Source organism: Rhizobium altiplani, from assembly GCF_001542405.1.
GTDB classification, from domain to species: Bacteria; Pseudomonadota; Alphaproteobacteria; order Rhizobiales; family Rhizobiaceae; genus Rhizobium; species Rhizobium altiplani.
This window is the reverse complement of the sequence record NZ_LNCD01000042.1, coordinates 137,191-158,238: the sequence shown is the minus strand read 5'-3', so window position 1 is coordinate 158,238 and position 21,048 is coordinate 137,191. Positions and strand designations below refer to the sequence as shown.

At 61.7% G+C, this 21,048-nt stretch carries 19 protein-coding genes; 15 read left to right on the top strand and 4 right to left on the bottom strand.

Going from position 1 to position 21,048, the window contains the following annotated elements; genetic code table 11:
• Positions 1 to 253: 253 nt before the first annotated feature.
• The 7 genes from AS026_RS09305 (at position 254) to AS026_RS09275 (ending at position 8,321) form a co-directional block, all read left to right on the top strand.
• A complete protein-coding gene (locus AS026_RS09305; protein ID WP_062369501.1) occupies positions 254 to 1,426 on the top strand; it encodes a transporter substrate-binding protein in 1,173 nt (390 codons plus the stop codon).
• On the top strand, positions 1,426 to 2,031 hold the full coding sequence (locus AS026_RS09300; protein ID WP_062369500.1) for an ANTAR domain-containing response regulator: 606 nt from the start codon (positions 1,426 to 1,428) through the stop codon (positions 2,029 to 2,031). The genes AS026_RS09305 and AS026_RS09300 overlap by 1 nt, the downstream gene beginning before the upstream one ends.
• On the top strand, positions 2,024 to 2,911 hold the full coding sequence (locus tag AS026_RS09295; RefSeq protein ID WP_062369499.1) for an ABC transporter permease: 888 nt from the start codon (positions 2,024 to 2,026) through the stop codon (positions 2,909 to 2,911). The genes AS026_RS09300 and AS026_RS09295 overlap by 8 nt, the downstream gene beginning before the upstream one ends.
• Positions 2,911 to 3,831, top strand: a complete 921-nt coding sequence (locus AS026_RS09290) for an ABC transporter permease (RefSeq protein ID WP_062369498.1) — start codon at positions 2,911 to 2,913, stop codon at positions 3,829 to 3,831. Before AS026_RS09295 ends, AS026_RS09290 begins: the two co-directional genes overlap by 1 nt.
• Positions 3,832 to 3,885: 54 nt before the next feature.
• A complete protein-coding gene (locus AS026_RS09285; RefSeq protein ID WP_062369497.1) occupies positions 3,886 to 5,511 on the top strand; it encodes an ABC transporter substrate-binding protein in 1,626 nt (541 codons plus the stop codon).
• Positions 5,501 to 6,445, top strand: coding sequence for an acetamidase/formamidase family protein (locus AS026_RS09280; protein ID WP_062369496.1), 945 nt, complete (start codon positions 5,501 to 5,503; stop codon positions 6,443 to 6,445). The genes AS026_RS09285 and AS026_RS09280 overlap by 11 nt, the downstream gene beginning before the upstream one ends.
• A 61-nt stretch (positions 6,446 to 6,506) precedes the next feature.
• Positions 6,507 to 8,321 carry an ABC transporter ATP-binding protein gene (locus AS026_RS09275; protein WP_062369495.1) on the top strand — a complete coding sequence of 605 codons (1,815 nt, stop codon included), beginning with the start codon at positions 6,507 to 6,509 and terminating at the stop codon, positions 8,319 to 8,321.
• Positions 8,322 to 8,506: 185 nt separating this feature from the next.
• Here AS026_RS09275 and AS026_RS09270 read toward each other — a convergent pair whose 3' ends face one another.
• The 4 genes from AS026_RS09270 to AS026_RS09255 all read right to left on the bottom strand — a co-directional run bounded on the left by AS026_RS09270 (position 8,507) and on the right by AS026_RS09255 (position 12,634).
• Positions 8,507 to 9,874, bottom strand: coding sequence for an FAD-containing oxidoreductase (locus AS026_RS09270; RefSeq protein WP_062369494.1), 1,368 nt, complete (start codon positions 9,872 to 9,874; stop codon positions 8,507 to 8,509).
• On the bottom strand, positions 9,874 to 10,332 hold the full coding sequence (locus tag AS026_RS09265; RefSeq protein WP_062369493.1) for a hypothetical protein: 459 nt from the start codon (positions 10,330 to 10,332) through the stop codon (positions 9,874 to 9,876). Before AS026_RS09265 ends, AS026_RS09270 begins: the two co-directional genes overlap by 1 nt.
• A 94-nt stretch (positions 10,333 to 10,426) precedes the next feature.
• On the bottom strand, positions 10,427 to 11,614 hold the full coding sequence (locus AS026_RS09260) for an acyl-CoA dehydrogenase (RefSeq protein WP_062369492.1): 1,188 nt from the start codon (positions 11,612 to 11,614) through the stop codon (positions 10,427 to 10,429).
• 99 nt (positions 11,615 to 11,713) lie between these two features.
• A complete protein-coding gene (locus AS026_RS09255; protein ID WP_062369491.1) occupies positions 11,714 to 12,634 on the bottom strand; it encodes a LysR family transcriptional regulator in 921 nt (306 codons plus the stop codon).
• Between the two features lie 319 nt (positions 12,635 to 12,953).
• Here AS026_RS09255 and AS026_RS09250 point away from each other — a divergent pair, with 319 nt between their 5' ends.
• From AS026_RS09250 to AS026_RS09215, 8 genes are all read left to right on the top strand, one after another.
• Complete coding sequence (locus AS026_RS09250; protein WP_018855463.1) at positions 12,954 to 14,159, top strand: ABC transporter substrate-binding protein; 1,206 nt, start codon at positions 12,954 to 12,956, stop codon at positions 14,157 to 14,159.
• 3 nt (positions 14,160 to 14,162) lie between these two features.
• Complete coding sequence (locus AS026_RS09245; protein WP_062369490.1) at positions 14,163 to 14,945, top strand: ABC transporter ATP-binding protein; 783 nt, start codon at positions 14,163 to 14,165, stop codon at positions 14,943 to 14,945.
• Positions 14,945 to 15,646, top strand: coding sequence for an ABC transporter ATP-binding protein (locus AS026_RS09240; protein WP_062369489.1), 702 nt, complete (start codon positions 14,945 to 14,947; stop codon positions 15,644 to 15,646). The genes AS026_RS09245 and AS026_RS09240 overlap by 1 nt, the downstream gene beginning before the upstream one ends.
• Before the next feature lie 5 nt (positions 15,647 to 15,651).
• Positions 15,652 to 16,539 (top strand): branched-chain amino acid ABC transporter permease, encoded by an 888-nt coding sequence (locus AS026_RS09235; RefSeq protein ID WP_062369488.1) that lies wholly within the window; start codon positions 15,652 to 15,654, stop codon positions 16,537 to 16,539.
• Between the two features lie 2 nt (positions 16,540 to 16,541).
• Positions 16,542 to 17,531, top strand: a complete 990-nt coding sequence (locus AS026_RS09230) for a branched-chain amino acid ABC transporter permease (RefSeq protein ID WP_062369487.1) — start codon at positions 16,542 to 16,544, stop codon at positions 17,529 to 17,531.
• 18 nt (positions 17,532 to 17,549) lie between these two features.
• Positions 17,550 to 19,145: a GMC family oxidoreductase gene (locus AS026_RS09225; protein ID WP_062369486.1), complete on the top strand. Its 1,596-nt coding sequence runs from the start codon at positions 17,550 to 17,552 to the stop codon at positions 19,143 to 19,145.
• Between the two features lie 9 nt (positions 19,146 to 19,154).
• The gene (gene mmsB, locus AS026_RS09220) at positions 19,155 to 20,039 is read left to right on the top strand and encodes a 3-hydroxyisobutyrate dehydrogenase (RefSeq protein WP_062369485.1); all 885 of its coding nucleotides are present in this window, start codon (positions 19,155 to 19,157) and stop codon (positions 20,037 to 20,039) included.
• An 88-nt stretch (positions 20,040 to 20,127) separates the two neighbouring features.
• Positions 20,128 to 21,045 (top strand): DMT family transporter, encoded by a 918-nt coding sequence (locus AS026_RS09215; RefSeq protein WP_062369537.1) that lies wholly within the window; start codon positions 20,128 to 20,130, stop codon positions 21,043 to 21,045.
• Positions 21,046 to 21,048: the final 3 nt, after the last annotated feature.

Sequence of the window (21,048 nt, the reverse complement as noted above, 5' to 3'; positions counted from 1 at the left end):
TGATTGATTTCGTCGTTTTGGGCGGCGGGTCAAGAGATGACGCCGAAATGCGCCGAGGCTATCAGCGGCATATCGGACCAGAAGCACAGTTTCTGGCTCTCAGAATGGTTGTCGTCACTTCAATCCTTGCTTCGCCTATACTTGACGGCCCTATATAAAGGGCGCTATCAATTCCGAACATCGAAAAAAATCAGGCGGTTCGGCCTCACCGGGATGACATCCCGCGTGGGGTTTTTTCGTTCATAGGTGCTTTTTGGACACTCGGACGGTTGTTCAGGTCGGCGTATTGTTTTCCCGCTCCGGTCCCTACGCGGATCTGGGTGAGCAGGGCTACGCTGGCACGATGGCTGGGATCGCCGCAGTCAATGCGCGCACTGGCCTGCCGTTCCGGCTTGAGGCCAGTGTTGCCGATCCGAAGGGAAATACCGATCGCTATGCTGCGCTTGCCGCCGAGCTGGTGAGCGGTGGCGAGGTCCGACATATTGTCGGCTGCACGACATCCTGGAGCCGCAAAGAGGTCATCCCGGTCCTGGAAAAGACGCAGGCACTCCTCTGGTACCCCTGCGTCTACGAGGGGTTCGAGGCGAACGAGAATGTTGTCTATGTCGGTGCCTGCGCCAATCAACACATTCTGCCGCTTCTGGAATTCGCCCTTCCTGCCTTCGGCCGCCGGGGTTTCCTCCTTGGCTCAAACTACATTTGGGGCTGGGAGACCTGCCGAATTGCTCGTGATGTGATCCTGCGTTCCGGTGGCGAGGTCCTCGGCGAACGGCACGTTCCGCTCGGCGACGCCGATATCGACCGTATCATCGATGAAATTCACCGCAAAAAGCCGGATTTCATCCTCAATTCGCTGATCGGACCCTCATCCTACGCTTTCCTGCGCGCCTATCGCGCGCTCGGCGAGCGCGACGGCGATTTCGCGCCGGGCCGTCGCCCGGTGCTGAGCTGCAATCTCGGTGAGAACGAGATCGTCAAGATCATGCCTGCGGCCGAAGGGCACTACACCACGGCGACATATTTCGAAACGCTGGAGACGCAGGAAAACGCGCGCTTTCTCGCGGGACTTCCAAAAGACGCTCGCGCCGCCGGCATTTCGGCCTTCTTCGCGCAGGCCTATTCGGCGGTTCTGCTGATCGCTGCCGGGATCGAGGCCGCAGGCGAAGCGGCGGCACTCGATGTGCTCGAAGCGGTCAAGGCACGCGCGGTCGAAACGCCCTTCGGCCCGTTGCGGATCGACCCGGCCAACAACCACATTCACGTGGTCGCGCATGTCGCTCGGGCGACTGCCGGCGGCCGTTATGATATCGTCCGGCAAGGACGCGACGCGATCGCACCGGATCCCTTTCTCATCCGCTCGGCGCTTGCCGTTCCCGCAATCGAAACCGCGACGACGCCGTCCCGACCACAGCTGAGACTCGTCTAATGAACAATGGCTTCATGACGCCTTCCTTCGAAGGCCTAAGAGCGCTGATCCTGCACCGCCAACACGCCAATACCGAGGCGCTGGAACGCCAGTTCGCGCGCATCGGCGTCAGCGCCGTGACCGTCTGGCCGGAGCTTGCGGCCGAACAGTCGTTTCAGGATTTCGACGTGCTGATGTTCGACGCAGACATGGGCTATGATGAGCAGTTTCCCTGGAGCGCCGGCGAGGCGCCCATTCCAACGATCGCCCTGATCGGCAGCGAAGCGCCGGGACGGATCACCTGGGCCGTCAGCCACGGCGCCGACGCGCAGCTGCTGAAGCCGATCGGCAGCTCGGGCGTCTATAGCGCGCTGGTCATTGCCACGCATGCGTTTAAGCGCCGCAAGTCGCTCTCAAGCGAAGTCGCAACGCTCTCCGAACGTCTGGCGAACCGGGAAAACCTTGCCGAGGCCACCGCGATCCTGATGGTGCGGGAGCGGCTGCCGGCCGACGCCGCCTATGCCTTGCTTCGCCGCCGCGCGATGGACGAACGCCGAACGATCGACGAGGTCGCTCAAATCATTCTGGAGAAAACCGGGTTGAACGAGGGCAAGCGCCGTGGCTGATGTCGCCATCTCCGTCCCTGTCGCTCCGACACCCGGCGTCTTTCGCCGCCTCCTGAAGCGCAAACTTGCCGTTTTCGGGCTGATCGTCATTGCGCTGATCGTTTTCGCCGCAGTGTTTGCGCCATGGATCGTTCCTTACAATCCGGATGAACAGTTCTTCGAAGGACTAACGCTCGAGGGCGCGCCGCTCGCGCCGAACGTGCAGTTCTGGTTCGGCACCGATCTGGTCGGCCGCGATCTACTGAGCCGCATCATCTACGGCGCGCGAACCTCGCTGATCATTGGCGTCATCGCCAACGGCGTCTCCGTCCTCATCGGCTCGGCGGTCGGTATCACTGCCGGCTATTTCAAGGGCTGGGTGAGTACTGTGCTGATGCGTTTCACCGATCTGATGATGGCATTTCCGGCGCTGTTGCTTGCCATCGTGCTTGCGGCGATCTTCCGCCCGAGCCTCCTGATCGTTGCCATGGTGATCGCCATGGTCAACTGGGTGCAGATCGCCCGCGTGCTCTACACGGAAACGCGTTCGCTTGCCGAGCGGGATTTCGTGGAGGCTGAACGGGCGCTCGGAGCAGGGACTTTCCGCATCCTCACCCGCCACATTTTCCCGCATCTGGTATCGACCATCGTCGTCTATGCGACGCTCGGCATTGCAACGACGGTGCTGCTCGAGGCGACGCTCAGCTACCTCGGCATCGGCGTCCAGCCGCCGACGGCCTCCTGGGGCAACATCATCTTCGAGAACCAGACCTATTTCACCAGCGCGCCCTGGCTCGTCTTCATTCCGGGTTTTGCGATCATCTTGCTCGCGCTCGCGTTCAATCTCGTCGGCGATGCCCTGCGCGACATCCTCGACCCGACTCAGCAGGGGCACCACTGATGATCTCTTACATCGCCCGCCGCCTGCTGCAATCGGCGCTCATTCTGGTCGGCATCAGTCTGGTCACCTTCGTGCTGCTTTACCTTTTGCCGGCCGATCCGGCCCGCCAGATCGCCGGGCGCAGCGCGACGGCCGAGACAGTGGAGAGCATCCGTCAGCAGCTCGGGCTCAACCTGCCATTCTACCAGCAGTATCTGCGCTATGCGACCGGACTGCTGCACGGCGATTTCGGCCGCTCCTACCTGCAGAAAACCGAGGTGGTAGAGCTGATCGCCTCGCGCCTGCCGGCAAGCCTGCTTCTGATGGCAGGGGCGATCACCTGCGAACTCATTCTCGGCATCGCCATGGGTCTCGTCTCGGCGCTGCGCCGTGGCTCGGGGCTCGACAACGGGCTGATGCTCCTTTCCTTCGTCGGCGTTTCGGCGCCGCAATTCGTTATCGGCATCCTGATGCTCTACGTTTTTTCCGTGCAGCTCGGCTGGTTTCCGATCGGCGGCTACGGCACCTTCGCGCATCTTGTGCTGCCCTCACTTACTCTCGGAGTGCTGGGAGCGGGCTGGTATGCGCGCATGATGCGTTCCTCGATGATCGACGTGCTGCGCCAGGATTTCATCCGCACGGCTCATTCCAAGGGGCTTGGCCGCGCCACGGTGATTTTCCGCCACGCGCTGCCGAATGCCATTCTGCCGGTAATCGCGATGATCGGCATCGACATCGGCATGTTCATGTCGGGCATCGTCGTGGTCGAAAGCGTATTCGGGTGGCCCGGTATCGGCCAGCTTGCCTGGCAGGCGATCCAGCGGGTGGACATTCCGATCATCATGGGAGTCACGCTGGTCTCGGCCCTGGCCATCGTCGTCGGCAATCTCATGGCGGACCTCATCGCCCCGATGATCGATCCGCGCATCAAGCTTCGCTGACGATCGTCGGCGGATAACGTGAACAGGTACAAAAAAACCAGAGGAGAATTGCAAATGCGTAAGACACTTCTTGCAGGCGTGGCGTTCTTTGCCATTGCCGCAGCGGGCATGACGGCGGTACACGCCGATGACATCAAGCAGGGCGGCCAGATGGTCGTGACCTACAAGGACGACGTGTCGACGCTCGATCCGGCCATCGGCTATGACTGGCAGAACTGGTCGATGATCAAGAGCCTGTTCGACGGTCTCATGGACTACGAACCCGGCACTTCCACACTTCGGAAAGATCTCGCCGAGGACTACACCATCTCCGACGACGGCAAGACCTTCACCTTCAAGCTGCGCAAGGGCGTGAAGTTCCACAACGGCCGCGAAATGACTGCCGAGGACGTGAAATACTCGCTGGACCGCGTCACAAACCCGGCGACCCAGAGCCCCGGCGCCGGCTTCTTTGGCTCGATCAAGGGCTTCGACAAGATGGCCGACGGTTCGGCCAAGTCGCTGGAGGGCGTCACTGTCGTTGATCCCTACACGATCAAGTTCGAACTGACCCGTCCGGACGCCACCTTCCTGCACGTCATGGCGATCAACTTCTCCTTTGTCGTCCCGAAGGAAGAAGTCGAAAAATGGGGTGCCGATTTCGGCAAGCATCCGGTCGGTACGGGCGCGTTCAAGCTGGGCGAGTGGACGCTCGGCCAGAAGCTCGTGTTCGAGCGCAACAAGGATTACTGGAACGCTGGCCTTCCGAAGCTCGACCAGATCACTTTTGAGGTTGGCCAGGAGCCGGTTGTGGCACTCCTGCGCCTGCAGAAAGGCGAGGTCGACGTCGCCGGCGACGGCATTCCGCCGGCGAAGTTCCTCGAGGTGAAGAACGACCCGACCTATGCCAAGCTGATTGTCGAGGGCGGTCAGCTGCACACCGGCTACGTCACCATGAAGACGACGATGAAGCCCTTCGACAACGTCAAGGTGCGTCAGGCCGTCAACATGGCGATCAACAAGGATCGCATCATCCGCATCATCAACGGCCGTGCCGTTCCGGCGAACCAGCCTCTGCCGCCGACCATGCCGGGCTTCGCCAAGGACTACGAAGGCTACAAGTACGACGTGGAGGGCGCCAAGAAGCTTTTGGCGGACGCCGGTCTGGCGGACGGATTCGAAACCGAACTCTACGTCTACAACACCGACCCGCAGCCTCGCATCGCCCAGGCGATCCAACAGGATCTCGCCGCCATCGGCATCAAGGCTGAAATCAAATCGCTGGCCCAGGCCAATGTCATTGCCGCCGGCGGTGAGCCGGACCAGGCACCGATGATCTGGTCGGGCGGCATGGCCTGGATCGCCGACTTCCCGGATCCGTCCAACTTCTACGGCCCGATCCTCGGCTGCTCGGGCGCGGTCAAGGGTGGTTGGAACTGGTCCTACTACTGCAACAAGGCACTGGAAGAGCGCGCAACCGCGGCCGATTCGATCACCGATCCGGCCAAGAAGGCTGAGCGCGAGGAAGCCTGGCGGTCGATCTTCCTCGACATCATGAAGGATGCCCCGTGGGCACCTGTGTTCAACGAGCAGCGGTTCACCATCCGCTCCGAGCGGCTCGGTGGTCCGGACGCGATTTTCGTCGATCCGGTCCACATCCCCATCAACTACGAGCAGGTTTACGCCAAAGATGTGCAATAACTGTAACTACACCATCCACGGCGCGCATCATCACTTCGGGTGGGATCGTTCGATCCCGCCCGTCGAGAAAGTCGCGCCGGGCTCGACAATCCGCTTCGAATGCATGGATAGCGGCAGCGGGCACTTCAATGCCAACAGCACCGCGGCCGATGTCGCGACGCTGGATTTCTCGAAGGTCAATCCGGTCACCGGTCCCGTCTATATCGACGGGGCCGAGCCCGGGGACGCGGTCAAGATCACCATCCACGAGTTCGAGCCTTCCGGTTTCGGCTGGACGGGGATCATTCCGGGTTTCGGACTTCTGGCGGATCAGTTCACCAGCCCGGCCCTGACTGTGTGGAAATACGATCCCGTCAGCATGGAGCCGGCTATGTTCGGCAAGAACGGCCGCGTGCCGTTGAAACCGTTCGCCGGCACGATCGGGCTGGCGCTGGCGGAAGAAGGGCGTCATTCGGTTGTTCCGCCGCGGCGGGTGGGGGGCAATCTCGACATCAGGGACCTGTCCTCCGGCTCTGTGCTTTACCTGCCGGTTGAAGTCGCTGGCGGCCTGTTTTCGATCGGCGACACGCATGCGGCACAGGGCGATGGCGAGGTTTGCGGCACGGCGATCGAAAGCCAGATGAACCTCACGGTGACGCTGGATCTCGTCAAGGACGCCAAGCTGTCCATGCCACGCTTCACCACGCCCGGCCCGGTGACCCGTCATCTCGACGCCAAGGGCTACGAGGTGACGACCGGGATCGGAGCGGACCTGATGGATGGGGCCAAGGCCGCCGTTTCCAACATGGTCGATCTGCTCGGCAAGCTTTACAACCTCTCCGCCGACGACGCCTATATGCTCTGCTCGGTCTGCGGCGACCTGCGCATCAGCGAAATCGTCGACATGCCGAACTGGGTCGTGTCGTTCTACTTCCCGCGGATCGTGTTCGAATAGGCCATGCGGAGCCGCGTTTGAAACGCGGCTCCGCTTCTTTCACCCTTATTGATCGCAAGCCATGACGACGACGCACAAGACATCCTCCGAACCACTACTTTCTGTTCGCGATCTCGTGACACAGGTGGCGACCCCCATGGGCGCGAAGACCGTCGTCGACGGCCTGAGTTTCGATCTCATGCGCGGCGAAACGCTGTGCATCGCCGGCGAAAGCGGTTCCGGCAAATCGATGACGGCACTGTCGCTGATCCAGCTGCTGCCGAAGCCGATGGCCCGGGTCGCTTCCGGCCTGGCGCTGTTCAAGGGCCGTGATGTCTTCGCGCTCGACGACGAGGGATTGCGCAAGCTACGCGGCAAGGAAATCGGAATGATCTTCCAGGAGCCGATGACCTCGCTCAATCCGGTGCTGACGATCGGGCGCCAGCTCGTCGAAGCGATCACGGCGCAACGGCCGATGAGCCATGCCGAAGCCATGGCCGAGGCCCTTCGGCTTCTCGAGCAAGTGCAGATTTCAGACGCGGCACGGCGGTTAAGTCAATACCCGCATGAACTTTCAGGCGGCATGCGTCAACGTGTGATGATCGCGATCGCGCTGTCGCAAGGCCCCGATATCCTGATCGCCGACGAACCGACCACGGCGCTTGACGTAACGGTGCAGGCGCAAATCCTGAGCCTGATCCGCCACCTGCAGAAGGAGCATGGAACGGCGGTGATCATGATCACCCACGACATGGGCGTCGTCGCGGAAATGGCCGACCATGTCCTGGTGATGAAGAATGGCAAAGCCGTGGAATACGGCACCGTGCGCGACATCTTCGAAAAACCGGGCGCGCCCTACACGCAGATGCTGCTCGAGGCGGTTCCAACGCTCGGGGAAATGCACGGCATCGACACGCCGAAGCGTGCAAAACCGATCGCAGCGGTTCCCGCTTCTGCCGCCACGGAGGCTGCGGCACGGACCGACGGACCGCTGGTGGAGGTGAGGGATCTCACCGTCCGCTTCGACATCAAGGGCGGTATTCTCCAGCGTCCGGTGAGCCGCGTCCATGCGGTCGAGGGCCTGAGCTTCGAGATCGCGAAGGGCGAGACACTCTCGCTGGTCGGCGAAAGCGGCTGCGGCAAGTCGACGACCGGCAAGGCGCTGATGAACCTGATCCCGTGGACAGGCTCGATCCGGGTTAAGGGACAGGAGACGAGCGGACTCGGTCGCCGGGCGATGAAGCCGATCCTCCGCGACGTGCAGATGGTGTTCCAGGATCCCTATGCCTCGCTCGATCCGCGCTATCGCGTTGGCGATCTCGTGGCCGAGCCGTTGGTAATCCATGGCCTTGCCAAGGGGTCCGAGCTCAAGGACCGGGTGGAGTACTTGTTTCGCCGGGTTGGTCTGTCGCCGGATCAGATCAACCGCTATCCGCACGAATTTTCCGGCGGCCAGCGCCAGCGCATCTCGATCGCGCGCGCCTTGTCGCTGTCACCGAAGGTCATCATCGCGGACGAAAGCGTCTCGGCGCTCGACGTATCGATCCAGGCGCAGGTTCTTGATCTACTGCAGGATATCCAGAACGAGACCGGTATCGCCTATCTGTTCATCTCCCACGACATGGCCGTGGTCGAACAGATCAGTCACCGCGTGGCGGTGATGTATATGGGCCAGTTCGTGGAAGTGGGAACCCGCCGGCAGATCTTCGAAAACCCGCGGCACAGCTATACCCGCCAGCTGCTCAGCGCCGTGCCGGTTCCGGATCCACGCCGAGAGCGCCGGCTTTATGACGCAGCGGCGCGCGAGATCAAAAGCCCGATCCGGCCGCTCGGATACCAGCCGGTCTACAATCAGCTGACGGACATCGGCGATCGGCATCTGGTCGCGGCGGCCTGAGGCGATCACGGGCAGGGGACGGTGTTGCCCGCATTGCCCGGGCGTCCGCCCACTGTGGTCATGAGGGATATCGAGTGGCGCACCTCACTCCAAAAAGCCTCCGCGACGACGTAACCGAAGATTTTGACCGGGCGAGAGATCATGGATTGCGGCGCTCACCCCAGACCGGCCACCGTGGCGATTTGCTAGACCGCCTTCAGATCCCCGAGCAATGTCGGAATGAGTTCTGACACGGTTGGATGGATCGGCACCGCCCATTTCAGCACCGGATAGGGCGCCTTGGCATTCATCGCGTCGATGAAACCGTGGATCGCCTCGTCACCTTCGATCCCGAGGATTGCAGCACCCAGGATCTGCTGCGTTTCGGCATCGGCGATCACCTTCATGAAGCCCTTGGTCTCGGCGCGCTCGTTGGCGCGGCCGACACGGCTCATCGGCCGTGTGGAGATCATGATGGTGCGGCCGGAGGCCCGTGCTTCCTTCTCGGTCATCCCGACGCGGCCGAGCGGCGGGTCGATATAGAGCGCATAAGCAGGAATGCGATCGCTGACCTTGCGATCCTCGCCGTCGAGAAGGTTCGCGGCAGCGATCTCGAAGTCATTGTAGGATGTGTGGGTGAAGGCGCCTCGGCCATTGCAATCGCCGAGCGCGAAGATCCCCTCGACATTGGTGGCAAGCTTGTCGTCAACGGTGATGTAACCGCGCCGGTCGGTGGCGACGCCTGCCTTGTCAAGACCGAGGTCGTCGGTGTTCGGCGTGCGCCCGGTGGCAACCAGCACGTGGCTCGCCTCAATGGCCGGCTGACCATTGCCGATACTGACGCTGATGCCGTTGGCCGTCTTGGCAAATCCGATCCCGTCGGCATCCGTGTGTACGGCAATGTCTTCCGAGCGCAGGATGTCAGCGATCGCGTCTGAAACGTCGGCATCCTCACGCGAGGCAAGCTTCGGCCCGCGTTCGATCACCGTCACCTCAGCCCCGAACCGGCGATACATCTGCGCGAACTCAAGCCCGATATAGCTGCCGCCGATGACAGCAAGGTGCCTCGGAAGACGGTCGAGATGGATGATCGAGGTGCTTGTCAGGTAGTCAATGCCGCCAACCCCGGGCATATCGGGAATGGTCGGCCGCGCGCCGACATTCAGGAAGATCTTTGGGGCCGTCAGGATCTCGCCGTTGACGGTCACGCTATGGGCGTCCTGGAAGCGGGCATGCCCATAGATGACGGTCATGCCGTCCATTCCGGCGAACCAGTTGATCAGGCCGTTGCGGGCGTTCATCGTCACGGTTTCAGCACGCTTGCGCACGACAGTCATGTCGATACCCACGCCACCTGGAAGCACCACCCCGAAGTCCGCGCCGCGCCGCGCCATGTGGGCGGCACGGGCACTTGCCACCAGCGTCTTGGTGGGCATGCAGCCGGCATTGACACAGGTACCGCCCAGGAACTTGCGTTCGATCAACGCCACCTTCATGCCATTGGCGACCATGCGCGCGGCGAGGAAGGGACCGGATTGGCCGGCCCCGATGACGATGGCGTCGAAACTAGGCATTACACTGCTCCCACGATGATGAGCGCGCCGATGATCGCAACCGCATCCTCGATCAGCGCTGCCGGTGTATCCTTGCCGAAGGCGGCGGCGAGTTTACCACGAGCCGCCGCTCCACCGAACGTGCCAATCGCTGCGCCAACGACGCCCGCAATCAGCCCGCCAACGAGTGAGACGCCGGTAACACCGATCGTGGCGCCCGCCAGCCCGCCCATGATCAAGCGGGCGGCAAATTGCATCGGAACCTTGCGGGACGGGGTCGAGGGCAGCTGGTCGGTGATCAGCTCGACCACAGCGAGCAGGGTGAGTATCCACGGGGCCCAACGGTATCCCATGAAGGCAAGCGGCGTCTGCGAAACGTCAAACCAGCCGAGAGCAGCCGCCCAGGCAACGGCGGCTGGCGCCGTCATGGCCCTGAGACCCGCGATAATTCCAATCAGAAATGCAAGAAGCAAAAGCATGTGCAATCCCCCATGCCGCGCACAATTTAAGCGCGGTCATGGGAAGCTTGCACATTGTCGCGCAGCTTTCAATTTGCGCGATGGTTTAGGTGTGTCAATTGGCGAAGGCGGCAATGCCCGTGACGGCGCGGCCGAGGATAAGGGCGTGGACGTCGTGGGTCCCCTCATAGGTGTTGACCACCTCGAGGTTGACGAGATGGCGGGCAATGCCGAACTCGTCCGAAATGCCATTGCCGCCGAGCATGTCGCGCGCCAGCCTTGCGATGTCGAGGGCCTTGCCACAGGAATTGCGCTTGACGATGGAGGTCAGTTCCACGGGCGGGTGCCCGTCCTCCTTCATGCGGCCGAGCCGGATGCAGCCCTGCAGGCCGAGCGCGATTTCGGTCACCATGTCGGCGAGCTTCTTCTGGATGAGCTGGTTGGCAGCCAACGGCCGGCCGAACTGCTTGCGGTCGAGCACATATTGACGTGCCTTGGCATAGCAGTCCTCGGCAGCGCCGAGCGCCCCCCAGGCAATGCCGAAGCGGGCCGAGTTCAGGCAGGTGAACGGACCCTTGAGGCCCGAGACGTTGGGCAGCAGGTTCTCCTCCGGTACGAACACCTCATCCATCACCACCTCGCCGGTGATCGAGGCGCGCAGGCCGACCTTGCCGTGGATCGCCGGCGCCGACAGGCCCTTCCAGCCCTTCTCGAGGATGAAGCCGCGTATGACGCCGTCTTCGGTCTTGGCCCAGACGACAAATACGTCGGCGATCGGGGCATTGGAAATCCAGGTCTTGGCGCCGGTCAGGCTGTAGCCGCTATCAACCTTTTTCGCCCGCGTCACCATCGAGCCCGGATCTGAGCCGTGGTTGGGTTCGGTGAGGCCAAAACAGCCGATCCACTCACCGGTCGCAAGCTTCGGGAGGTACTTCTGCTTCTGCGCCTCGGAGCCGAAGGCGTCGATCGGCACCATGACGAGGGACGACTGCACGCTCATCATCGAGCGGTAGCCGCTGTCGACGCGCTCGACCTCGCGGGCAATCAGACCGTAAGCGACGTAGCCCAGGCCGGCGCCACCATATTCCGGCGCGATCGTCGGCCCGAGCAGTCCGAGTTCGCCCATTTCGCGAAAGATCTCCGGATCGGTCTTCTCGTGACGGAAGGCTTCGAGCACGCGCGGCGCCAGCTTGTCCTGTGCATAAGCCTGCGCCGTCTCCTGCACCATGCGCTCCTCGTCGGTCAGCTGCTCGACAAGGCGAAACGGATCGGCCCAATCAAAGATCTCGCGGGTATGCTGCATGGTCACTTCTCCTCATTTACCTGCTGGCACCAACATCCTTCGGGCATAGACCCGGCCGTCGAACGGGTCAACTCGCCAAGAACGCTGCTCGGTGGCGCCTTATCGCTTCACCCAGGGCGGGATGAACCTGACATCCTCGCCGGTCACCGCCTCGCGCAGGAAGTCGATGACCGCCCGCACCCGCGGCGACTGGCGAAGATCGCGATGGCAGGTGATCCAGTAGTGCCGCCTGAGATCGACCTCTTCAGGCAGAACCCGCTCGAGTTCGGGGTAGCGACTTGCGAAGAAATAGGGAAGCACGCAAAGCCCGAGACCGTTTCTGGTCGCCGTCAGCTGCGCAAAGATGCTCGAGCTCTGGAACTGCGGCTTGATGCGCGGATGCACGTCGCCAAGATAGTCGAGGCCAGGGGCGAAGATCATTTCCTCTATGTAGCTGATGAACGGGTGCTGCAGGAGGTCGTCCCGGCAGGTGATAGGCGCGCTTCGGTAGAGATAGTCCCGCGAGCCATAGACCTGAAGGTGGTAGTCGGTGAGCTTGTCGGAGAAATACGGTCCGCCCTTCGGCTCATCGAGAACGACGGTGATATCGGCCTCCTTGCGCGACAGCGACATGATCTGCTGGATTGTCACAAGTTCGAGCGACAAATTCGGATGCCTTGCGACGAACTGCGGCAGCACACGCGCGAAGAAGAAATTGGAGAAGCCCTCGGGGGCACTGAGGCGTACCACGCCGCGTTGGGTCGTTGCGCCGTCGGTGAGATCGGCGCGCAACCGTTCGGTCTCCTGCTCCATCTTCTCGGCGGTTTCGACGAAGCGGGCGCCCATCGCCGTCATCACATAGCCGCGAGGGTTGCGTTCGAAGAGCTTGACCTTGAGCGCAAACTCCAGCCGGTCGATGCGGCGCGACACGGTGGCGTGGCTGGTGCGCAATTGCCGCGCCGCAGTCGACAGCTGTCCGGTGCGGGCAACCGCGAGAAAGAACTGCAGGTCATCCCAGGTAAATTGCGGCGGATTGTTCATTCGGATCCCCAATCGGCCTTCGCATCATCCAGCCGTTCGATATTGGTCTTTCGTCTAATGCGCCCCAGCCTGCACCTCGTCGTCTTCCGCCCTAGGTTCCAACGAAAGCGCCCTAACGATCTGCATTCATTGGGGAACCGCGACAGACCAATAGTTCTGTTCAAAAACGAACAGATACTGTTTGGAATTAGTTGTAAAGCGGCCTTGCCTGATTGGTGCAATTCCATGATCGTGGGGCACGCGCTGGCGGTCTTGAGGAGGGCGGCTGGCCAAATTTGAACAGATCCGCATTCTGGCCAATCTCTGGGAGGAGAGACATATGCGAAAGAATCTCATTGCGTCGCTGGCATTCCTGCTTGCAAGCAGCACTGCCGTGCTTGCCGATGGTGCATCCGACGGCAAGGTGAAGATCGGCATCCTGAATGACCAGTCCGGCGTCTACGCTGATTTCGGCGGCAAGTCCTCCGTCGAGGCGGCCAAGATGGCGGTCGAGGATTTCGGCGGCAAGGTGCTTGGCGTGCCGGTGGAGATTGTCGACGCCGACCACCAGAACAAGCCTGACATCGCCTCCAACATTGCCCGCCAGTGGTACGACACGGAGCAAGTGGACGCGATCATGGAATTGACCACCTCGTCAGTGGCGCTCGCGGTTCAGGCGATCGCGAAGGAAAAGAAGAAGATCAACATCGTCACCGGGGCCGCGACCACGGATCTCACCGGGAAGGCCTGCTCGCCCTACGGCTTCCACTGGGCCTATGACACGCATGCGCTTGCCGTCGGCACCGGCGGTGCGCTCGTCAAGCAAGGCGGCGACAGCTGGTTCTTCCTGACGGCCGACTACGCATTCGGCTACTCCCTGGAGCAGCAGACGAGCGATTTCGTCAAGTCCGCCGGCGGCAAGGTCGTCGGTTCTGTCCGCCATCCCCTGTCGAACCAGGATTTCTCGTCCTTCCTGCTGCAGGCACAATCCTCCGGCGCCAAGGTGATCGGCCTTGCCAATGCCGGCCTTGATACGTCCAACGCCATCAAGCAGGCTGCCGAGTTCGGCATCACTCAGGGTGGGCAGCATCTGGCGGCACTGCTCTTCACGCTGGCCGAAGTTCACGGCCTGGGGCTCGAGGCAGCGCAAGGCCTGACGCTGACGGAAGGCTATTACTGGAACCTCGACGACAAGAGCCGCGAATTCGGCAAGAAGTTCTTCGCCCGCACCGGCAAGATGCCGAACATGATCCACGCCGGTACCTATTCGGCCGTGCTCCAGTATCTCAAGGCGATCGACAAGGCCGGCACAGACGACACCGAGGCCGTTGCCAAGCAGCTGCACGAACTGCCCGTCGACGACGTCTTCGCTCGCGGTGGCACCGTCGGCCCGAATGGCCGCATGATCCACGACATGTACCTGCTGCAGGTCAAGAAGCCGGCCGACAGCAAGGAACCGTGGGACTACTTCAACGTTCTCGCGACCATTCCGGGCAAGGAAGCCTATATCGATCCCGCCAAGAGCGGCTGCGCCCTGGTGAACTAGGCGATGGCGGTTTCCGCGACCCAATCGAACGCTATGCCGCGGGTGGTCCTTTCCGCTCGCGGCCTGCGTCGTGACTTCGGCGGCTTCACTGCCGTCAAGAATGTTGATCTCGACGTCCATGACGCCAGCGTGCATGCCCTGATCGGCCCCAACGGCGCGGGAAAGACGACGGTATTCAACCTGCTGACGAAGTTCCTGCAGCCGACATCGGGCACCATCACGCTGATGGGGACTGATATCACCAGAACGGCACCCGACAAGGTGGCGCGCATGGGGTTGGTGCGATCATTCCAGATCTCGGCCGTGTTTCCACATCTCAGCGTTCTCGACAATGTGCGGGTGGCGCTGCAACGGCCCAACAAGCTGTCAAAGCAATTCTGGCGCCCATTATCAGCACTCGACGCATTGAACGATCGCGCCGAACAACTGCTTGCGAAGGTCGGCCTCTTCAAGGAGCGCAACGCCATCGCCGCCGATCTTTCCTATGGCCGCAAGCGTGTCCTTGAGATCGCAACGACCTTGGCACTAGACCCAAGAGTGCTCCTTCTCGACGAACCGATGGCCGGCATGGGGCACGAGGATGTCGGCGTCGTCTCCGCTCTGATCCGCGAGGTGGCGCGCGACCGCGCCGTCCTGATGGTCGAGCACAATCTGTCCGTCGTCGCCAACATCTGCCAGCATGTGACCGTGCTGCAGCGTGGCGAAATCCTTGCCGAAGGCGACTATGCCACCGTCAGCGCCGATGAGCGGGTTCGCCAGGCCTACATGGGCTCGGAGGAGGGCTGATGGCGACACTTCTGGACGTCCAGGGGCTCAACGCCTGGTATGGCGAAAGCCACATCCTGCACGGTGTCGACATGCGGGTCGGCGAGGGTGAGACAGTCACCATTCTTGGCCGCAACGGCGTCGGAAAGACGACGACGCTGCGCACCATCACCGGCATCGTCCGCAGCCGCAAAGGCAAGCTGACATTCGCAGGTAAGGACATGATGCAGGTGCCGTTACACAAGACGGCGCATCGCGGTATCGGCTTCGTGCCGGAGGAGCGCGGCATATTCTCGACGTTGACGGTGTCCGAGAATCTGATGCTGCCGCCAGTCGTTGCCTCGGGCGGCATGACGGTCGAGGAGATCTTCGAGCTGTTTCCGAACCTTTACGAGCGCCGCAACAGTGCGGGCACGAAGCTGTCGGGCGGTGAACAGCAAATGCTGGCAATCGCCCGCATCTTGCGCACCGGTGTTCGCATGCTCCTGCTCGACGAACCCACGGAGGGGCTGGCGCCCGTCATCGTCCAGCGCATCGGCGAAGTGCTGAGGCAATTGAAGGAGCGGGGCATGACGATCCTGCTTGTCGAGCAGAATTTCCGTTTCGCTAGCCGGATCGCCGATCGCTTCTATCTTATGGATCACGGGCAGATGGTTTCGGAGTTCCCGGTGGGCGAGTTGCCCCAGCGGATGGATACGCTGCACAAGGTTCTGGGAGTGTGATCTGAATGACAATGATCTTCGGCATTCCCCTGCAGGCGTTCATGGGCCAGTTGCTGATCGGTCTGATCAACGGCTCTTTCTACGCGCTCTTGAGCCTCGGGCTCGCCATCATCTTCGGCCTGTTGCGCGTCATCAATTTCGCGCACGGCGCGCAATACATGCTCGGCGCCTTCGCCGCCTACCTTCTGCTTGCCTATGCCGGCATAGGTTACTGGCCATCGCTGATCCTTGCCCCCGTGATCGTCGGATTTGCCGGCGCGGTGATCGAACGCTTGTTCCTCCGTCGGCTCTATGATCTGGACCCACTCTACGGGCTGCTCTTCACATTCGGTCTTGCCCTGACGGTCGAAGGCACCTTCCGTTACCTCTACGGCTCATCCGGCCAACCCTACGCGCAACCCGCTGCGCTGGCCGGCGCCGTCAATCTCGGCTTCATGTTCCTGCCGATCTATCGCGGCTGGGTGGTCGTCGTGTCGCTTGTGGTCTGCCTCGGCACCTGGCTCCTGATCGAGAAGACAAAGCTCGGCGCCTATCTCAGGGCCGCCACCGAGAATGCAACGCTCGTCCAGGCATTCGGCGTCAACGTGCCGGTTCTCCTGACATTGACCTACGCACTTGGAGCCGGTCTTGCAGCCTTTGCGGGTGTACTGGCCGCGCCGATCTATCAGGTGTCGCCGTTGATGGGCTCCAGCATGATCATCGTCGTGTTCGCCGTCGTCGTGGTTGGTGGCATGGGCTCGATCATGGGCGCGATCATCACCGGTTATGTACTCGGCATCGCGGAAGGCCTGACCAAGGTCTTCTATCCGGAGGCGTCCAACATCGTGATCTTCGTGATCATGGCAATTGTTCTTCTCATCAGGCCCGCGGGCCTCTTCGGCCGGGATGCCTGACGATGACAGAAATCACCGAAACCATCCGTCCGGAAAAAAGCCGCACCGCGCTATCGGTACAGGCGGCATTCCTGATCATCGGCCTGCTGCTCCTGCTGTTGGCGCCGTTCTTCTTCTACCCGATTTTCCTGATGAAGCTCTTGTGCTTTGCGCTGTTTGCCTGCGCCTTCAACCTGCTGCTCGGCTATACCGGCCTGCTGTCGTTCGGTCATGCGACCTTCTTCGGCGGGGCTGCCTATTTTACCGCCCATGCCGTGAAGGAATGGGGGTTTTCGCCGGAACTCGGCATCCTGGTCGGCGTCGCAGGTGCTGCCATCCTCGGCCTCGTCATGGGTTTCTTCGCGATCCGCCGTCAGGGTATTTATTTCGCGATGATTACGCTTGCCCTCTCGCAAATGTTCTTCTTCTTCTGCCTGCAAGCGGCGTTCACGCATGGCGAGGACGGTATCCAGTCCGTGCCGCGCGGTCAGCTGTTCGGCGTCCTCGATCTCAATAGTTCGACCAACATGTATTATTTCGTGCTGGCCGTCTTCGTCGTCGGCGTCCTGATTATCTGGCGCTTCATCAATTCGCCGTTCGGCATGATCCTGAAATCGATCCGCGAGAACGAGCAGCGGGCGATATCGCTCGGTTATTCCGTCGCCCATTACAAGCTGGGCGCCTTCGTGATGTCGGCGGCACTCGCGGGCCTGGCCGGGGCAGTAAAATCCCTCGTCTTCCAGTTCGCGACCTTGACCGATGTCGCCTGGCAGATGTCGGGCGAGGTGATCCTGATGACCCTGCTTGGCGGTATTGGTACCCTGATCGGTCCGCTGTTTGGCGCGGGCCTTGTCGTCACGCTGGAAAACTACCTTGCAACATCGGAATTCCCGGTGACGATCATCACGGGCATCGTGTTCATGGTATGCGTGCTGATCTTCCGCCGCGGCATCATCGGCGAGTTTTATGCGTCGCGTCTCGGTCGGAAGCTCGGCTTCGTCTACCGCCGCTAACCTGCGGGTGGTATTTGCATGGATCGCTTCGACTACATCATCATTGGTGCCGGCAGCGCCGGCTGCGTTCTCGCCAACCGGCTGTCCGAAGATCACAACACGCGCGTTCTGCTGCTGGAGGCCGGTGGCAACGACAATTACCACTGGATCCATATTCCTGTCGGCTATCTCTATTGCATCAACAACCCGCGCACCGATTGGTGCTTCACCACGGTTCCGCAGCAGGGATTGAACGGGCGCGCCCTCAATTATCCGCGCGGCAAGGTGCTCGGCGGCTCATCCTCGATAAACGGCATGATCTACATGCGCGGCCAGGCACGCGACTATGATCTCTGGCGGCAGATGGGATGCTCGGGCTGGAGCTGGGACGACGTGCTTCCGTTCTTCCGCAAATCGGAGGACTACTATCGCGGCGAGACCGAGATGCATGGAACAGGCGGCGAGTGGCGGGTGGAAAAAGCCCGCGTTCGCTGGGCGGTACTCGATGCGTTCCAGGCCGCCGCCAGGGAGGCCGGCATTCCGGAAACGCCCGACTTCAACACCGGCGACAACGAGGGATCAGGCTACTTCGACGTCAACCAGCGGTCCGGCATTCGCTGGAATACGACCAAGGCCTTCCTGCGCCCGGCCATGCGGCGAGGCAATCTGACGGTTCTGACGAAGGCGCAGGTGCGCCGGCTTGTCATCGAGGAGGGCGCTGTCACGGGCGTCGATTATCAGCATGCGGGCACTACGAAGCGCGCCTACGCGACGAGGGAAACGATCCTTTCGGCGGGCGCGATCGGTTCGCCACACATCCTGGAGCTGTCCGGTCTGGGCCAAGGCGAGGTGCTGAAACGCGCGGGCGTGGAGGTCATTGCCGAGGTAAAAGGCATCGGCGAGAACCTTCAGGACCACCTGCAGCTTCGTATGGTCTACAAGGTCACCGGCGTTGCGACGCTGAATGAGAAGGCAACAAGGTTCATCGGCAAGGCTCAGATCGGCCTGGAATATCTGATCAGACGTTCCGGGCCGATGGCAATGGCGCCAAGCCAGCTTGGCATCTTCACCCGCTCCGGCCCCGACAAGGAGACACCGGACCTTCAATACCATGTGCAGCCGGTGTCGCTCGACAAGTTCGGCGATCCAGTTCACCCTTTTCCTGCCATCACCGCGAGCGTCTGTAACCTCAGACCCGAAAGCCGCGGTTCGGTGCATGTGGCGAGCCCGGATTTTGCTCTCCAGCCGACGATCAGTCCGAACTATCTCTCGACCGAACGAGATCGCGACATAGCTATTCGCGCGATACGCATGACACGGAAGATCGTCGCGCAGCCGTCCTTTGCGCGGTTCCGGCCCGAGGAGTTCAGGCCTGGCCCGAATTACCAAAGGGACGCGGAACTGGCGCAGGCAGCCGGGGATATTGGCACGACGATTTTCCACCCTGTCGGAACATGCCGGATGGGTTCCGATCGCGAAAGTGTCGTCGACCCTCGCCTCAGGTTCCGGGCGTTGGCGAAGCTCCGGATTGCAGACGCCTCCGTGATGCCGGCCATCACGTCGGGCAATACCAATTCGCCGACGATCATGATTGCCGAAAAGGCAGCTGCGATGATCCTGGCGGACAACAGATAGGAGGACGGCATGGCACGGATTGCATTTATCGGGCTTGGCAACATGGGCGGGCCGATGGCCGCCAACCTCGTCAAGGCTGGTCATGAAGTCACCGGTTTTGACCTCGCGGCCCCCGTCCTGCAGGCTGCGGAAGAGCACGGCGTGAAGGCGGCAAGCCATATCAGCCAGGCGGTTTCGGACGCCGAAATCGTCGTGACGATGCTGCCGCAGGGCAAGCATGTGCTTAGCGCCTGGACGGACATTCTTCGCTCCATTGCCGCCGGGACGCTTGTCATCGATAGTTCCACGATTGACGTCGACAGCGCCCGCCAGGCGCACGCCATGGCAAGCAATGCCGGTTGCCTTTCCCTCGATGCGCCTGTTTCCGGCGGCACGGGCGGGGCAGCTTCTGGCACACTGACCTTCATGGCCGGTGGATCGGACGAGGCGTTCGCGAAGGCAAAGCCGGTCCTGGAAGCCATGGGCAGGAAAATCGTCCATTGCGGGGACGCGGGCGCAGGGCAGGCGGCGAAGATTTGCAACAACATGATCCTTGGCATCTCGATGATCGGCGTCTGCGAAGCTTTCGCGCTTGGCGAAAAGCTCGGTCTTTCGCATCAGGCGCTGTTCGACGTCGCCTCGACTTCGTCGGGACAATGCTGGTCGATCAGCACCTATTGCCCTGTCCCGGGACCGGTTCCGACATCGCCCGCGAACAATGACTACAAGCCTGGTTTTGCGGCCGCACTGATGCTGAAGGACCTGCGCCTGTCGCAGGAGGCGGCACTGTCGACCGGCGCCTCGACGCCGCTCGGCGCCGAAGCTTCCCAGCTCTATGCGCTTTTTGAGAAGCAGGGGAATGGCGCGCGCGATTTCTCTGCGATCATCGAAATGCTGCGGGGCAAGACCGAATAGCCCTCCGCCGTGGCTTGACACTCCCGCTGATATGCGCGAGGCCCCCGGCTGCCGCGGCGATGCGGCGACCGGCAACAGGAATTCCGACATGCAACCGCAGCCTACCGCGACGGGCCTCAAGAACTTCGTGCTATTGGGCGTTGTTCTGATGCTTCTCGGGGACTTTCTCTTCGCGCTCAATGACGCGATGGGCAAGTGGCTCGTGACAAGCTTCTCTGTCGGCCAGGTGTTGCTGATCCGCTCGTTCGGATGCTTCATCATCCTGGGACCCCTGATTGCCAGGCAGGGCCCAGCCCAACTGTTCAGGGTAGAGCAGAAGGGGCTGCAGTTTCTTCGCGTGCTCTTCGCAACAGTCGATGTCGGCCTGTTTTACGCTGCCGTCGCCTACCTGCCGCTCGCTGACGTCATGACCTTCTACATGGCCGGACCGATCTATGTCGCCGCTCTCTCGCATTTCTTCCTCAACGAACGGATTGGCTGGCGCCGTTGGCTTGCGGTCTTCGTCGGCTTCTGCGGCGTGGTGATCGCACTGCGTCCGTCCTCGGCGATGCTGTCGCTGCCCTCGCTTTTCGGCATTGTCGGCAGCCTGTCCTTTTCAATGGCCCTGGTGCTCAACCGATACCTCCGCAGCACCAGTGACACGACCCTTGTTACCTGGCAGATGGTCGCCGCACTCGTCGTCGGCGCGGTGCTTTCCATCGGCGCCTGGCAGCCAACTACTCCGGTCGAGCTCACCGGCATGCTCGCCCTCGGTGTCGTTGCGTCCTGTGCGCACCTCCTGATCACGCGTTCGCTGAAGCTCGCCCCGGCATCCCTGCTGGCGCCGCTGCAATACAGCCTTCTGATCTGGGCGATTGCGCTCGGATATCTGTTCTTCGGCGACGTTCCGGATCTCTATGTGATTTCAGGCGGCACGATCATCGTCGTCGCCGGCCTGTTCATCTTCCATCGCAAGAACCTGCTGGAAACAGTGCCGCCGGAGGCTGTTGCCCCGGACGGCCACTAGTTC

Coding starts and splice junctions, on each gene's coding strand:
- AS026_RS09280 (WP_062369496.1), top strand. CDS start 5,501: ATGTGCAATAACTGTAACTACACCATCCACGGCGCGCATCATCACTTC.
- AS026_RS09250 (WP_018855463.1), top strand. CDS start 12,954: ATGCGAAAGAATCTCATTGCGTCGCTGGCATTCCTGCTTGCAAGCAGC.
- AS026_RS09265 (WP_062369493.1), bottom strand. CDS start 10,332: ATGCTTTTGCTTCTTGCATTTCTGATTGGAATTATCGCGGGTCTCAGG.
- AS026_RS09285 (WP_062369497.1), top strand. CDS start 3,886: ATGCGTAAGACACTTCTTGCAGGCGTGGCGTTCTTTGCCATTGCCGCA.
- AS026_RS09240 (WP_062369489.1), top strand. CDS start 14,945: ATGGCGACACTTCTGGACGTCCAGGGGCTCAACGCCTGGTATGGCGAA.
- AS026_RS09300 (WP_062369500.1), top strand. CDS start 1,426: ATGAACAATGGCTTCATGACGCCTTCCTTCGAAGGCCTAAGAGCGCTG.
- AS026_RS09260 (WP_062369492.1), bottom strand. CDS start 11,614: ATGCAGCATACCCGCGAGATCTTTGATTGGGCCGATCCGTTTCGCCTT.
- AS026_RS09275 (WP_062369495.1), top strand. CDS start 6,507: ATGACGACGACGCACAAGACATCCTCCGAACCACTACTTTCTGTTCGC.
- AS026_RS09290 (WP_062369498.1), top strand. CDS start 2,911: ATGATCTCTTACATCGCCCGCCGCCTGCTGCAATCGGCGCTCATTCTG.
- AS026_RS09215 (WP_062369537.1), top strand. CDS start 20,128: ATGCAACCGCAGCCTACCGCGACGGGCCTCAAGAACTTCGTGCTATTG.
- AS026_RS09245 (WP_062369490.1), top strand. CDS start 14,163: ATGGCGGTTTCCGCGACCCAATCGAACGCTATGCCGCGGGTGGTCCTT.
- AS026_RS09225 (WP_062369486.1), top strand. CDS start 17,550: ATGGATCGCTTCGACTACATCATCATTGGTGCCGGCAGCGCCGGCTGC.
- mmsB (WP_062369485.1), top strand. CDS start 19,155: ATGGCACGGATTGCATTTATCGGGCTTGGCAACATGGGCGGGCCGATG.
- AS026_RS09270 (WP_062369494.1), bottom strand. CDS start 9,874: ATGCCTAGTTTCGACGCCATCGTCATCGGGGCCGGCCAATCCGGTCCC.
- AS026_RS09255 (WP_062369491.1), bottom strand. CDS start 12,634: ATGAACAATCCGCCGCAATTTACCTGGGATGACCTGCAGTTCTTTCTC.
- AS026_RS09230 (WP_062369487.1), top strand. CDS start 16,542: ATGACAGAAATCACCGAAACCATCCGTCCGGAAAAAAGCCGCACCGCG.
- AS026_RS09235 (WP_062369488.1), top strand. CDS start 15,652: ATGACAATGATCTTCGGCATTCCCCTGCAGGCGTTCATGGGCCAGTTG.